Below are 14,579 nucleotides of genomic sequence, written 5' to 3'. Positions count from 1 at the left end.
TTGGTCAGCTGAGCGCGGGTGTCTTTCATGACCCGGACGGACTCGATCGGGCCGGTGCGGGTGCGGGGTGCGGCGGTGGCCTCACCGGACTGCACCGCCGCGGCCGCGGCGATCGCGTCCAGGACATCGGTTTTCCCGGTACGCCGGCGTTTCTGTCGGTTGGGGCGGTTGACCTCCAGCACGGTGATGTCGTGCCGCAGTAGGTGGGTGCTCAGGCCGGCGCCGTAGCAGCCGGTGCCTTCCACCCCGACCGCCCGCAGCGACCCGAACGCCTGCAGCCAGGTCAGCAGGTCGCCATAGCCACGGCGGGTAGCCGGGAACTTCTGGGTGCCCAGGTCCCGGCCGAGCGCGTCCTTCGCGGCGGCGACATGAAAGTCTTTATGGGTGTCCACCCCACCGGTGATCGGTCCGACCGGCTCGACCGGGGTGGCGTTGCTGGACTTCATGCGCGGTTTTGCCATGCTGATACGTGCCATCCTGTTCGACCCAACGAGCAGACAAGGGGTGGCGTGCACCCGGCCCGGCGGTCGGACAGGACAGTGATGGGTCCGCCTGCTGCGAACAGGCTCCTATGAGGTCACGGTCGCCGGGACGGTCGCACACCTGATGGCTGCCCGGGCACGGACGACAGTTCCTGAGAAAGACACGAAGCCAGTCATACGGCGGGTCAGACCACACCCAGGACAACCACCAGAACACATCCTTCCGGACGCACACCCATCCTCACTGTCATACGGGAGGGAACACTTCGCCCGCACTGTGGTGCGCTGGGCGCGCTCGCCTCACCGACTTCCCGCTGCCCCCAACCCTTCACTCAGACTTCCACCTCTCACCTCGGTACCTGCCCAGCCAAGCCCCCCACTCACGCCAACTTCCCGCCAACCCCGACCTTCACCCGGCCCAAGTTCTCGTCGGCGAGCACCCATTGGTCGTCCCTGTTTCCCACCAACCCCTGACCTTTCGTGGGTCCCTGCCTTCCCGCGACCCGGTCTTTCGCCCATCCCGGCCTCTCGCGGGCCTCATCCTTCGCCACCCCAACGTTCTTGCCAACGCCGCCTTTGCTCGGGCTGTTTTCCGCCGGCCGATCCTTCGCCAGGCCGTCTCCTCCCCCCTGCCGCCTTCTCGCACGTTCCGCTCGGGTTCTGTTCGCTGGCAGCGTAATTCCGGCTTAAGAAACCCGCGTTTCTTCGTGGTAGTGTTGGGGCATGACAGCAATGGCTCAGCTTTGGTCGACCAGCGATACCTCGCTGGTGGATGAGCTTTGTGCGGTCGAGGAACGGATGCGCCAGGACTATGCTCGGATGCTCCAGGTTCTGGCCGAGGTGGATAGTCGGGGGGTCGCCGCCAGACTCGGGTATTCGAACACTCCGGCGCTGCTCGTGCACGTCTTGCGGGTCAGCCGGGCTGATGCTCGGCATCGGTTGGCGCAGGCCGAGGACCTCCTGGATACCACCACTCTGACTGGGTCCGTGGTGGCCGCGTCGATGCCGTTGACGGCTGCCGCGTTGGAACGGGGCGAGGTCGGCTCCGGGCATGTCGATGTCATTCGGAGGACTTTGCGCTCGATGGCTCACCTCGATGCGGAGCGGCGGGGTTGGGCGGAGGAGTTGTTGGTCATCCAGGCTGGGGAGGATGATCCCGCTGCTCTCTTGAGGCACGCTGGGCGGATTCGGGACATTGTCGACCCCGATGGGACGCCGCCCGTCGATGATGGGCTCGTCCTGCCCGAACGGCTGCTACGGCGCCATGTTCGGCGGGATGGGCGGATGGAGTTCAAGGGGTGGCTGGATCCTGAGAACGCCGCTCTTTTCGACACGTTGCTCAAGCCGTTCGAGAAGTCCGATCCCGAGGTGCCTGACACGCGAGGGCAGGCCGAACGAGCCGGGGACGCGTTCGCCGATGTCCTGAAGATGGCCGCCAACTGTCCGGACCTGCCCACCAAGAACGGGGTACGCACCGAAGTCGCGTTCACCATCCCCCTCGACGCGCTGATCGCGGCCGCCGACGACACCATCCTGCCCGGACAGTCCCACTATCTCACCGCTCGGGAGGCTCGTCGAATTGCGTGCGACTCGCACGTATTGCCGGCTGTGATGGGCGGTGAGTCGCAACCGTTGGACATCGCTGTTCCCGCGTACGTCGTCCCCTCGCACATCCGGCGGGGCTTGGTACTGCGAGACCGGGGATGCACCTTTCCGTCCTGCGATCGACCTGCCAGTGTGTGTGACGCCCACCATGTCCTTAGTTGGCATCGGGGTGGGGCCACTCAGATCGACAACCTCATCCTCCTCTGTGGACAACACCACAGGCTCATTCACCGCAGCCAATGGGCCGTACGGCTCGACAACGGCCACGCCGTGTTCACCCCACCCGCTTTTGTGGACCCGCGACAGCGGCCACGGGTCAACAGGCTTCGGCAGTGAGCCGCCTTTGCTCAGTAGAACTGGGACTTCTCCGTCGAATCAATGAGGGCGACCGTGTTGCTCGACGGGTTGATCACCGTGCTCACCAGGTCGAAGTAGCTGGTGCCGACCTCGCGTTGGTGGCGGGTGGCTGTGTAGCCGTCGGCCTCCGAGGCGAACTCACGCTCCTGCAGGTCGACGTACGCGGTCATGCCGTTGTCGGCGTAGCCGCGGGCCAGGGCGAACATCGAGTGGTTCAGGCTGTGGAATCCGGCCAAGGTGATGAACTGGAACTTGTAGCCCATGTGGCCCAGCTCGCGCTGGAACTTCGCGATCGTGGCGTCGTCGAGGTGCTTGCGCCAGTTGAACGACGGCGAGCAGTTGTAGGCCAACATCTGGTCCGGGTACCGGGATTTGATCGACTCGGCGAAGTCGCGGGCCACCTCGAGGTCCGGTGTGGACGTCTCCATCCACAGCAGATCCGAGTACGGCGCGTACGCCAGGCCTCGCGCGACGCAAGGCTCGATCCCGCCACGGACGCGGTGGTAACCCTCGGGTGTGCGCTCGCCGGTGAGGAACGGACGGTCCCGTTCGTCGACGTCACTGGTGATGAGGTTCGCGGCCTGCGCGTCGGTCCGCGCGACGACCAACGACGGCACGTCAGACACGTCCGCGGCCAACCGCGCGGCTTGCAACGTCCGGATGTGCTGGGCGGTCGGGATCAGCACCTTGCCGCCGAGGTGACCGCACTTCTTCTCGGCCGCGAGCTGGTCCTCCCAGTGCACACCGGCCGCGCCCGCGGCAATCATCGCCTTCATCAGCTCGTACGCGTTCAGCACACCGCCGAACCCGGCTTCGGCGTCCGCGACGATCGGCGCCATCCACTCGCGGGCCTCGCCCTCGGCCCAGCTGATCTGGTCGGCGCGCAGCAGCGCGTTGTTGATGCGACGCACGACCTGCGGCACCGAGTTCGCCGGGTAGAGGCTCTGGTCCGGGTAGGTGTGCCCGGACAGGTTCGCGTCCGCCGCCACCTGCCAGCCCGACAAATAGATCGCCTTCAGGCCGGCGCGGACCTGCTGCACGGCCTGGTTCCCGGTCAACGCGCCCAAGGCGTGCACGTAGTCCTCGGTGTGCAACAGGTCCCACAACCGTTGCGCGCCTTGCCTGGCCAGCGTCCACTCCTCGATGACGCTGCCGCGCAGGCGGATCACGTCCTCGGCGGAGTAGTCCCGGCGGACCCCGCGCCACCGCGGGTCGGAGTCCCACTGTTCGGACAGCTCGGCGGCGCCGCCAGGGCGCTGTGAGCGAGCCAATGTCTGTGTCATCGGTGTCTCCCTGGGGAACGGGCTTCGCACGCCAAGCTACCGGCGCGTGGCCGGAACAGGTCACATCACGAGTCCTTTCCCTAGTCTTGCCGGGCCGAAGACGCTCTAATGTCCTGACCATGCCCAAAGACCTGCGGACCTTCCTGAACGACCTGCCGCCGGAGCAGCTCAAAGTGGTCGACAAGCCGGTCAGTCCGGACTTCGAGGTCACCGCGATCGTGGACCGGATGGAAAAGGACCCCGCCTACCCCGGATTCCCCGCCGTGCTGTTCCGCGACGTCGGCGGCTCGGACATCCCGCTGCTGATCAACCTGCACGGCACATACGAACGTCTCGCGCGAAGTGTGGACGCCGACGTGCACAGCATGGTCGAACAGTACGCCCGCCGCGAAGGCAGCGGCATCCCACCGACCCTTGTGGACAACGCGCCCGTCCAGGAGATCGTCCTCACCGGCGACGACATCGACGTACGCCGCCTGCCGATGATCATCCACCAGGAAATGGACGCGGGCCGTTACATCACGTCCGCGGTCACGCTGTGCCGGGACCCCTCGTCGCGCAAGATCAACGCTGGGATCTTCCGGCACCAGTACCAGGAACCTGACCAGGTCGGCATCCAGGTCAACCCGGCGCACCACACCGCGTACGTCATGCGCGAGCTGCGGGAGCAGGGCAAGCCGATGGAGGTGGCGCTGGTCATCGGCCACCACCCCGCGCTGTTGATGGGCGCGGTGTCCAAACTGGAGGGCATCGGCGGCGAGTTGGACGTGGTCGGCGGCCTGCTCGGCGAGCCGCTGGAGATGGTCCGGTGCAAGACCGTCGACCTCGAAGTGCCGGCCCGCGCGGAGATCGTGATCGAGGGTGTGATCGACACTGACCCGGAGGCCACCCGCGTGGAGGGCCCATTCGGCGAGTATCCGCGCTTCTACACCAGGGTCGGGCCGCAGCCATACGTGAAGATCACCGCGATCACCATGCGGCGCAGGCCAATCTACGTGGACGTCTTCAACGCGCACACCGAGCACAGCATGCTGGGCGGGCTGCCCCGGATGGGCAGCATCTACCGCCGGGTCAAGGAAGCCGTGCCGAGCGTGGTCGGAGTGAACCTGCCGCTGTCCGGAATGGCCCGCAGCCACCTGTACATCTCGATGCGCAAGCGCGTGGAGGGTGAGCCGAAGCTGGCCGCCTGTGCCGCGCTGGCGGTCGATCCGCTGCTGAAGCACGTGTTCATCGTGGACGACGACGTCGACATCTTCGACGAGGTGGCGACCCTGTGGTGCCTGGCCACCCGGTTCCAGGGCGACCGCGACCTGACGATCATGCCGAACTTCCTGGGCGGCCAGCTCAACCCGGTGACGTACGGCTACCGGCGCGAGGAGAAAGGCCCGATGGAGACCAAGCTCATCTTCGACTGCACCAAGCCGGCCGCGCCGGAGAAGTTCCCGCAGTCGTGTCGAGTTCCCGCGGACGTCGTCGCCCGGATGTCTCCACGCGACTATCTGCTCGACGTCACCCTGCCGTTGGTCCCGTCCAGCGACTGACCAGCTCGTCCGGTGGGGTGATGCCCAGCAGGTCGAACAGGCGGCCGACGGTGTGGTCGACCAGGTCGGCCACTGTCGCCGGCCGGCCGTAGAAGCTGGGCATCAACGGCGCCAGGATCGCGCCCATCTCGGTCACCTGCGTCATCGCCCGCAGGTGACCGAGATGCAACGGCGTCTCCCGCAACGCGATCACAAGCTTCCGGCGTTCCTTCAACGTCACGTCGGCGGCGCGCGTCAGCAGGTCGTCGTTCTGCGACCACGCGACAGCCCCGAGGGTACGGACCGAGCACGGCAGGATGATCATCGCGTGGGCCGGGAACGAGCCGCTGGAAATGGCCGCGGCGATGTCCCCGTGCCGGTAGGTGACGTCGGCCAGGGACTCGACGTCACGGGGCTTCCACGACGTCTCCAGCGCGATCGTCTGCCGCGCCGCCGGCGACATCACCAGATGTGTCTCCACATCGGACATTCCTTTGAGGATCTCCAGCATCCTGATGCCGTAGACCGCGCCGCTCGCCCCGGACATGCCGACGACCAACCTAGTCATGGCCGGCCTCGCCCGGGGAGTATCTGGCCTCCTGCTCGACGAGCTTGCGCCATTCGGTGAGCGACACGTCCGGGCGGTAGAGCCGCTCCGGCGGTGCGTCGGTGACCTCCACCATCAGCCGGTCCTCGTCGTTGAACATGCCGTGGAACACCCACCTGGCCCAGACCCGGTAGTAGACCCAGAACCGGAAGTTGTTCCACCAGCCGCGGTTCATGGTGGCGAGCTGGACGTAGACGTGGCCCTCACCGGTCACCGGCACCCACCACTCGAAGTGCGTCCACGTCTCGTACTTCACCCGCAGGGTGCCGGGCAGCCGCAGCGACACCTTGGTCTTGTTGCCCTCCCTGCGTTTGTACCACTTCTTGCGCGGGAAGCTGCCCAGGCCGGGGAACTCCGCCTGGTAGTGCATCTTGTCCTTGCGGCGGGTGATCCAGGGGCCGTCGCGGATCACCTTCATCTCGCTCCACACCGGCATCTTCACCCGCTTGGTCCACAACGCGTTGCGGTGCAGCCATTTCGCGTGGCCGTCGTCGAAGCCGTTCTCCGCGCCGAACCGCCAGTTCCCGTCCCGCACGGTGATCCGGCCGACCACCAGCGCTGCCGGGTCGAGCAGTTCTTCGGGCACGTCGTCCTCGAACGGCCGCGGTTCGCCGTCGCCGAGCCACAACCACACCAGGCCGATGTGTTCACGGACCGGATAGGTGCGGACCGCGACCTTGCCGCAGATCGGCGACTCCGGGCCATCGGTGATCGCCGCCACCAGTACACCGGTCTCCAGGTCGAACGTCCAGCCGTGGTAGCAGCAGCTCCACGTGCCGGGGAACTCCTGTGAGGACAGCTTGTGGCTCAACGGAACGCCGCGGTGCGGGCAGCGGTCGTGCAGCGCGCGGACCACGCCGCCGTCCCGTTTCAGCATGATCTTCTGGCCGAGCACCTGGACCGGCACCGGCTTCTCGCCGATCTTGCGGGACCACGCGACCGGGTACCAGTACTCCTTGAACCCGAGCACCGCGGCCTCGTAACGCGGCCACGTGGACCAGTCACGTCGGCCCGGTCCGCCGACCGTCGCCTGCTTCTCCGGCGCGCTCATGGTCAGTCCTCCAGTTCCTTCCGGGTTCGCGTGGTCACGTCGATGACCGTCCGGATCAGCAGGTCGACCAGCCGGGACATGCCGGCCGGGTCCGCCACGCCCATGGAGAACCCCTGGTACGGGCCAGGCTCCACGGGCGGCGGCAGGCCGATCCGCGCGGTCGGGACGCCGCTGCGCCGCAGCACGCCGCCGTCGGACATGCCGCTGCCCGGCAGGCCCGACTGGTGCGGCCGGCCCTCCACGTCCTCCCAGGCCGAGGTCAGCCGCCGTACGACCCAGCTGTCCGACGGTGTGGACGTGCCGGGCTGGCCGGCGAGCAGCTCCAGGTCGATGCTGACGTCCGGCTGGCTCGCCCGCAGCACCGTGATCACCTCGGTCAGCTGGGCGGTCACGTCCGCGAGCGACGTGCGCGGGCTGACCCGCAGGTCCACCATGAACTCGCAGCTCGCCGGGTTGAACGCGGGTTTGGACTGGTCACCGCCGTGGATCGCGGTCACGGCGCCCTGCGGCGCCACCTGCCCGCTGCTGTTGCGCGCGGTGTACTCGGCGAACCAGTCCTCCAACGCGCTCGCCACCCGGGCGGCGGCGACCACGGCGTTGCGGTACTCGCCCTTGTGCCGGCTGCCGGTGTACCCGACCGAGCCGCCGACGGTCACCCGGAACCACGCGAACCCGACTTCCTCGTGCACCACGTGGTAGCCGGGTTTGAGCACGATCGCGGCGTCCGGTTGCACACCGTGGTCGAGCAGGAACGCGGTACCCACGCCCAGCCCGATGTTGCGCCGCGACGACAGCGGGCTGCCCAGCGTGGGCATGCTGCCGCCGACCAGGCCCACCACCAGCTCCCCCGCCAACGGGATGCCGACGCGGTGCACAGCCAGCGCAGTCGCGAGCGCGCAGACCGCGAACGCTTTCGGGTTCTCCGCGCCGAGGCCGATGATCCGGTCGCCGTCCCGGCACGAGGGCAGCGCGAAGTCCGGTCGCGGGAGCTCGCCGATCCACGCCGCGTCCTCCGGACCGGGGATGAACGCCGTGTCCAGCGGCGCGAGCAGCAGCAACTGCACACCCGGCCCGTTCGTGCCGACCCGGGTGACCAGGTTCGCCTGGCGTTCGTCGATCAGCTGCACCTTGCTGTCCAGGCCGGCGCCCCGCATCCAGTGCCCGAGCGTCTCGGCCAGTTCGCGTTCGGCGCCGGTCGGGCTGGGGATGTCGGTCGCGGCCATGCACAGCTCGGCCAGCTCCGACTCGTCGATCGCGGCGCGGGCCGCCTTGGCCCAGTTCGCGCGGCTGTCCAGCGCCTTGATGGGCACCCCCCGGTCGTTGGTCACGACGACCTGATCTCGTTGTCCACCAGGTGCTGGTGGCCCCAGAGGCTGGTCGGGCCGACGAGCTGGCGGGCCGAGTGGTCCGCGCTGTCCACCTCGATCCCGCCCCAGCCGTACTCGATCTCCCAGCCGGACGGGGTGCTCAGGTAGAACGAGACCGCCCGGTCGTTGGTGTGTCTGCCGAGGGTCCGGGTGACGATGCCACGGCTGAGGCACACGTCGATGGTGGCGCCGACGTCGTCCAGGCCGGTCGTCTCCAGCATGATGTGGCGCAGGCCAGGCTCGTCGGTGTGCACCAGGGCGATCGAGTGGTGCCGTGGGTTGCAGTGCAGGAACGCGATGAAGCCGCCGAACGTGTCACTGATCCGGAACCCGAGCCCGTCCACGAGGAACGCGAGTGTCTCGTCGTATTCCTTGACGCCGATCACCGCGTGGCCCATGCCGAAACCGCCGGTCAGGTACCCGGAGAGCGGCCGCGTCAGCCGCAACGGCCGGAAATCCGCCTCCTGGCCGTAGCCGATCTCGTGACGCACACCCGCGGGATCCCGCACCGAGATCATGCCGATCAGCCGGCGGTCGGCGCATTCGGCGTCGTCGGCGCGGTGGACCGGCAGTCCCGCGGCGGTCAGCGAGCGTTCCACCTCGGCCAGGTCGGCCGCGCTCGCGACCTCCCAGCCCAGCCAGGCGAGCTCCTCGCGCTCGCCCTGGCGTAAGTCGAACCGGTAGATCCGTTCGTCCATGCGTAACAGCAGGCGGTCGCCGGCCCGGTCGGCGGGCAGGCCGAGCACCTCGCCGGCGAACGACTCCCACCCCGCCAGGTCCCGGGTGGTCAGCCCGACATAGGCGAGACTCCGGATGAGCATGCGGTCAGTCCTTCTCTTTCAGTCCTCGCTCGCGAGGAAGTCCAGGACGACACGGTCGTGCTCGTCGGGTTTCTCCCACTGTGGCCAGTGCGCGGCGTCGTCGACGCAGTGGAACCGGGCGCCGGGGATCAGCTCCGCGATCCGGCGGCCGACGTCCGGGCCGCTGCCCGGGTTGTGCGTCGCCCACAGCACCAGGGTCGGCACCCGCACGTCGGCCAGTCGTTCCTCCCGGATCCGGCGGGCCGGTCCGGAGCCGAAGCCGAACGAGTTCTCGAACACCGTGCGCAGGGAGCGGTTGGTGGGCGGGTCGGCGTAGATCCGCCTGCGCACGTCCACCAGCTCGTCGGTGACCCGGTCCGGGCTCGCCATCAGCCATTCCAGCCGCCTGCGCACGGTCTCCGGCGACGGGTCGTCGATCGCGGCCAGCGACCGGGACCGCAGCAGTTCACGGCCCTCGGCCGGCTTCTCCGCCACCGAGCCGGGGTTCCACTGGATGCCCGCGGTGGTGTTGAGCACGAGCTTGCCGACCCGGTCCGGGTGCTGCAACGCAAGGGTCAACGCCACCCAGCCGCCGAGCGACTCGCCCTCCAGATGGGCCCGTTCGATGCCTTCGCTGTCCAGCAGGTCGAGGATCTGCTCGACGTACGTGCCGACCGCGTCACCGGTGAACGGCGGTTTGCCGGACATGCCGTGCCACACCAGGTCGATCGCCATCGCCCGGTACCGTTCGCCGAGCCGGACGACGTTGCGCGAGTACGCCTCCGCGTGCCCGCCGACCCCGTGGAGCAGCACGAGCGGTTCGCCGGTGCCGGCCTCGATCACCCGTGTGGTGTACCGCGAACCGAGGTGCCGCACCTGGGTGCCGAGCAGGTCCGCCCAGATCGTGCCCATCAGTACCTCACCCCCGGAAACCGTGCCATCTGGCGAAACCGTGTCGTACCAGGAACTCTAGGAACCTGTCGCCATCGGCATCAATGATCGCTAGGGGGATGCCTAGAGTTCCCCGAACAGTGTTTCGATCTCGTCCGCGGCCCGCGCCGCGCCGCCCGCCCGGCGGATGTCGTTGGCCAGGTCGGCGGCACGAGTCCAGGTGGTGGTGTCCGACGACACGTCCACAATTACCGCGCGCAGTGATTCCGCCGTGACGTCAACGGATTCCAGTCGGCGCCCGACGCCGAGCCCGACGATCTGGTCGGCCACCAGGTCCTGCTCGGCCGTCCGCGGGATGACAACGGGCGGGATGCCGAACGCCAGCGACTCCATCGTGCTGCCCATGCCGGCATGCGAGATGAACCCGTTGGCGTGCGCCAGGACCGGCAGTTGCGGCAGCCAGGCGTGCACCTCCACGTTGGCCGGCAACGGCTGGAGATGAGCCGGGTCGACCAGGCCGCCGACCGCCAGCACCAGATGTCGCGGCAGGTCGGCGAACGCCTCGACGCACTGCTGGAAGAACCCCAGCTGGTTCTCGTACGCGAAGCTGCCCATGGTGACCAGCAGCACCGGATCGGCCCCCGCGGGCGGTTGCCATCGGCCCTGGAACTCGCGCCCGCCCAGGCACGGCCCGACGAACACGAACCGGTCGTCGAACGTGTCCGCGCCGATCTGGAAGGTCTTCGGCAGGTAGACCAGGTTCTTCTGTTCGGCGCCGACGCTGAACTCCTCGATCGACACGTTCCCAAGGCCGTGCGCGTCCAGCGCGGCGGTGAGTTTCTCGCCGTACTCGATCAACGCGGGATGCTGTGGGTCGATCACCGGAGCACGACGGCTTTGCTTGGCGTACGGTGAAAACGTCTCGTTGGCGACGAACGTGGTGCACGAGAGCACCGATGGCACGCCCCATTTCCTCGCCAGGATCCGCCCGCCCGCGTAACCGAACGCGTCGTACACCAACACGTCCGGACGGTCACTGGCGAGGACCGGTTCGGCGGTTTCCAGCGCGCGCAACGCTTCCGACAGGTGCGCGAGCGCAGCTTTCGCCACGTCGTCCCCGGTGACGTTCGCCGGGATGGCGACCGTGCCCCACGACTCCGGCGCCAGCGAGTCGTAGCTCAGCACGGTCGCGCCCGTTTCCTTGACGCCTTGGGCGAACTGCTCGGCGACCACGTACGTCACCCGGTGACCGCGGCCGATCAGCTCGGACACGATCGACAAGGTCGGGTTCACGTGGCTGTGCGCCGGGTAGTTGAAGAACGCGATGTGCGCCATGTGAACTCCCTTTCGGCAGGGGCGGCAGGACTTGAACCTACAACCTGCGGTGTTGGAGACCGCTGCTCTGACCAGTTGGAGCTACACCCCTATGGTTTCCATTGTGGCCCAACAAAACTAGGACATCGACTAGGGCCTCACTGCTCGGTCCTCATTGCTCGGTCCTCATTGCACAGAGAACCGGTCCGGCGAGAACGGCTTCAGCAGTGCGTCGACCGTGCCATTGGTCATCTGTTCGGCCAACAGCCGGCCGAACAGGGGCGCCAACGTCACGCCCGCGCTCGCGACCGCCTCGTAGTAGCCGGGGACGGCGGTCAACGCGCCCGCGCTGGGCAGGTCGTCCCGTGGACAACGGGCGTCCACGACGTGCGCGAGGTGGATGGTGCCGGCGCTCAGTGTGGGAATGACCCGGTGGGCGCGGGCAAGCAGGTCGTCCACCAGGGTGGGTTCGGGTGCGCCGGAGCGGTCCGGCAGCTTGCGGTCGACCTGGTCCGAACGCATCACGATCCGGCCGGGGCCGTCCGGCCGGATACTGATGTCCGGGGCCCGGACGATGTGCTTCAGATCGTGGTCGATGTCCACGTGGATGATCAGGCTACGCCTTGGGGCGCCGAGGAATCGCCGCGCGCCGGCCATCACGGCCACGTCGTCCGCGCCGGAGCCGGCGGCGTTGACCACCGCGTCGACTTCGGTCCTGGTGCCGTCCGAGCTGAGCACGCCGAACGTGCCACTGTCTACTTTGTCCAACTTCTCGACGGCCGTGCCGAGGCGCACGCTGGCCCCGTCAACGGAAAGCATCCACTGGGTGAACGCGACCGCGTCGATCCATCCCTCTCGCGGCAGCCGCGCGACCACGCCGGACCGAGGGAAGTCGACTGACCGTTCCAACTCCCTGTGCGCGGCGTGCACACTGCGGCGCTCGACGTCACATCCCCACTCGGCCAACAGATCCAGGTACCCACCGAAGGACTCGTCGTCGCTCCACCCGATAGTACCGGACTGATGCCACCATTGCCCGCCGAGCTTGACGTGTTCGGCGATACCGGCCTGGTTCAGTGCGAAGTACGCCTGCGGGAAACGTCGATACGCGGTGGCGGTGGCGAATCCGACGCTCGTCGTGCCCGATCCGGCAGTGGTCGCGCGGTCGAAGCAGTGGACTTCGACTCCCCGCTTGGCGAGGTGGTACGTCACCGACGCGCCGATCACGCCGGCGCCGATCACGGCGACCCGCATCAGTACAGTCCCTCCGGCGCCGCTTTGCTCACTTGCAGGGGTTTCACGTTGGCGACCCCGTCGACCGGCCAGCGTCCACCGGTGTCGTACCGGGTCGCCTCGTCGCGTTCGAGGATGTTGGGCAGCAGGAGGTCCTCGTGCAGGACCGTCAGCCGCAGCTGCCCGGACTTGCCGGGGGCGACCACGGACGTCCAGTCCGCCGGGTCCACAACGGACATCGTCACCTGCGGGTAGGTCGGGACGTACGGCAGGACTTCGCCGTCGTTCTCCGGCGGCAGGCTCACCGCGTTGCCGAACGTGTTGCCGTAGCCCGAACGCACGATCCCGCCGTCGAGCGCTTCGACGAACTCGCGGTACATCTCCGGGCTCATGTGTGTGCCGCCCAGGCGTACCCCGTCGAGCCGGGCGACCAGCTGCGGGCTCTCGTTGATCAGCGCGCGCAGCAGCGCCGGGGTCGTGTTGAGGTAGTGGATCCGTTGTGAGTTCAGGATATCGGTCATCTGGGCGAGGATGTGTACAGTGTATACCTGGAGTTCGGCGAGTCGCCCGTCCCGGATCAGCCGTTTGATCCAGCGCGGATCCATGTCGATGCCGTACACCAGGCCGGCCAGCAGCTGGGAGATCTCGAGCGCGCCGTTGCCGATCTGGTGCGGCCCGCTCGGCGTCGCCTGCAGCCAGCTCCGGCCCGGCAGGAACCCGTCGGCCACGAACGACCAGCGGCGCCACTCGGTCCGGTGCGTCATCATGTCCTCGGTGTAGAACACGCGCACAGGGTCGCCGGTGGTGCCACCGGACTCCCAGATCCGCCCGGCCAACGGCCTGGGCACCGCGCGTGGAACCAGCTCGGCCGGGTCGCTGCCGCGCAGGTCGCCGAGCCGGAACGGCCCGAACTTCACCAGGTCGTCGTAGGTGTTGACGCTCAACGGGTCGAACGGCAGCTCGGTCGCGCGCTTCAGCCAGTACGGGCTGCCCAGCTCCGGGTTGAAATGCCGGCGCACGACATGCCGCGTCCACGCGTCCAGATCGATACCCAGCCAGTGATCGGTCAGAGACACTGCGCTCCCCCTCAGACAGTGGACGGCATGCCCACGCCGTACTCGTACATCGCGGTCATGGCCTGGGTGAGCTGCTCGGGGGTCTTGATGTGGACGACCGGGAACGGGAACCTGATGGCGCCTTCCGGCAGCGACGGGCCGAGCACGAACGCCAACCTGGTGCCTTGGGCACGCAACTCGTTGACCACGTGCACCAGGCTCATCGTGTGGGTCTTGTTGCGGACGAACAGATCCCGCACTTCGTCCGCAGTCGTCAGGGTCTTCTGTTCGAGGAACGAGCACAACGGGAGCTTGGGATCGCTCAACGGCAGGGCGGCTACGTGCGGCGCCATGAAGTCGCTGGCGTACTGGCGCAGCGGCGAATGCACGGCGAGCGACTGGTTCTCGATCACGCTCACCACCCCGGGCGCCGCCTGCGCGGCGACGCGGTCGAGCGCCGCGCGGGTGCCGGACAGCATCAGCAGCCGCCGTGACCCGTCGACCAGCAGCCCGAAGTCGCCGCCCAGGTGGACATCCGGGTCGGCGTAGTACTGGGTGTGGTCCTCGTCGGCGGGGATGAACGCGATGGCGGCGCCTTGAGGGGTCGTGTCCCGCGCAGGGGTCCTGCCTTCCTGGACCAGAAGCTCGAACAGGTCCCGACGCCCCAACGCCCCGGCCAGGCAGCTGCTGATCAGCCCACCCAGGCTGATCCCGCCGACCGCGCCCGGGTGGACCTCCCGGTCGGCCAGCAGGTCGTGGATGCCGAACGCGAGGGTGGCCAGCCGGATACCCGCGAACGCGAACCGTTCGTGGTCATTGTCGGCAGCGAAGTCGCCGGTGAGGATCCGCTCCGCCGGGATGCCGGTCCACGCCTGCACCTCGTCGTACGTCCGCCGGACAACGGGGAACGCCTCGTAGAGTTCGGCACCGTGCCGCGGATCCGGGTCCGAGATGGCCGCGCCGAGGAGGTAGCCAAGGGTCACGTCCGGGACGGTAGGACAGCGACCGTCCCGC

The 14,579-nt window shown here is 68.1% G+C and carries 13 protein-coding genes and 1 tRNA gene; 2 read left to right on the top strand and 12 right to left on the bottom strand.

The genetic code is table 11. From position 1 onward, the window contains the following. The coding region (locus tag EV192_RS21990) for an IS110 family transposase (protein ID WP_165960538.1) at window positions 1-461 on the bottom strand (461 nt) is incomplete at its 3' end. 744 nt (window positions 462-1,205) lie between these two features. Here EV192_RS21990 and EV192_RS21985 point away from each other — a divergent pair. Further along, complete coding sequence (locus EV192_RS21985; protein WP_132118188.1) at window positions 1,206-2,423, top strand: DUF222 domain-containing protein; 1,218 nt, start codon at window positions 1,206-1,208, stop codon at window positions 2,421-2,423. 11 nt (window positions 2,424-2,434) lie between these two features. On the opposite strand, the gene aceA is transcribed toward EV192_RS21985, so the two are convergent. Beyond that, window positions 2,435-3,727, bottom strand: a complete 1,293-nt coding sequence (gene aceA / locus EV192_RS21980) for an isocitrate lyase (RefSeq protein WP_132118186.1) — start codon at window positions 3,725-3,727, stop codon at window positions 2,435-2,437. Window positions 3,728-3,846: 119 nt separating this feature from the next. Here aceA and EV192_RS21975 point away from each other — a divergent pair, with 119 nt between their 5' ends. Then, entirely contained in the window at window positions 3,847-5,268 is a 1,422-nt protein-coding gene (locus EV192_RS21975) for a UbiD family decarboxylase (protein ID WP_165960536.1), read from the top strand. Here EV192_RS21975 and EV192_RS21970 read toward each other — a convergent pair. The 10 genes from EV192_RS21970 to EV192_RS21925 form a co-directional block, all read right to left on the bottom strand. Then, window positions 5,237-5,815 carry a UbiX family flavin prenyltransferase gene (locus tag EV192_RS21970; RefSeq protein WP_132118182.1) on the bottom strand — a complete coding sequence of 193 codons (579 nt, stop codon included), beginning with the start codon at window positions 5,813-5,815 and terminating at the stop codon, window positions 5,237-5,239. The genes EV192_RS21975 and EV192_RS21970 overlap by 32 nt on opposite strands. After that, window positions 5,808-6,905, bottom strand: coding sequence for a Rieske 2Fe-2S domain-containing protein (locus tag EV192_RS21965; RefSeq protein ID WP_132118180.1), 1,098 nt, complete (start codon window positions 6,903-6,905; stop codon window positions 5,808-5,810). The genes EV192_RS21970 and EV192_RS21965 overlap by 8 nt, the downstream gene beginning before the upstream one ends. A 2-nt stretch (window positions 6,906-6,907) precedes the next feature. Further along, window positions 6,908-8,233 carry a M20 family metallopeptidase gene (locus tag EV192_RS21960; RefSeq protein WP_132118178.1) on the bottom strand — a complete coding sequence of 442 codons (1,326 nt, stop codon included), beginning with the start codon at window positions 8,231-8,233 and terminating at the stop codon, window positions 6,908-6,910. Further along, window positions 8,230-9,093, bottom strand: a complete 864-nt coding sequence (locus EV192_RS21955; protein ID WP_132118176.1) for a VOC family protein — start codon at window positions 9,091-9,093, stop codon at window positions 8,230-8,232. Before EV192_RS21955 ends, EV192_RS21960 begins: the two co-directional genes overlap by 4 nt. Before the next feature lie 18 nt (window positions 9,094-9,111). After that, a complete protein-coding gene (locus EV192_RS21950) occupies window positions 9,112-9,984 on the bottom strand; it encodes an alpha/beta fold hydrolase (RefSeq protein ID WP_132118174.1) in 873 nt (290 codons plus the stop codon). A gap of 102 nt (window positions 9,985-10,086) precedes the next feature. Next, on the bottom strand, window positions 10,087-11,298 hold the full coding sequence (locus EV192_RS21945; protein WP_132118172.1) for a macrolide family glycosyltransferase: 1,212 nt from the start codon (window positions 11,296-11,298) through the stop codon (window positions 10,087-10,089). 16 nt (window positions 11,299-11,314) lie between these two features. Beyond that, window positions 11,315-11,389: transfer RNA gene (locus EV192_RS21940), tRNA-Trp, on the bottom strand. A gap of 74 nt (window positions 11,390-11,463) precedes the next feature. Continuing rightward, on the bottom strand, window positions 11,464-12,531 hold the full coding sequence (locus tag EV192_RS21935; protein WP_132118170.1) for an NAD(P)/FAD-dependent oxidoreductase: 1,068 nt from the start codon (window positions 12,529-12,531) through the stop codon (window positions 11,464-11,466). Continuing rightward, window positions 12,531-13,586, bottom strand: a complete 1,056-nt coding sequence (locus EV192_RS21930) for a phenylacetate--CoA ligase family protein (protein ID WP_207926169.1) — start codon at window positions 13,584-13,586, stop codon at window positions 12,531-12,533. Before EV192_RS21930 ends, EV192_RS21935 begins: the two co-directional genes overlap by 1 nt. Before the next feature lie 11 nt (window positions 13,587-13,597). Next, window positions 13,598-14,548 (bottom strand): ACP S-malonyltransferase, encoded by a 951-nt coding sequence (locus EV192_RS21925; RefSeq protein WP_132118168.1) that lies wholly within the window; start codon window positions 14,546-14,548, stop codon window positions 13,598-13,600. Window positions 14,549-14,579: the final 31 nt, after the last annotated feature.

This window comes from Actinocrispum wychmicini, from assembly GCF_004345645.1.
Classification (GTDB): domain Bacteria; phylum Actinomycetota; class Actinomycetes; order Mycobacteriales; family Pseudonocardiaceae; genus Kibdelosporangium; species Kibdelosporangium wychmicini.
This window is presented reverse-complemented; position numbering and strand designations above follow the sequence as displayed.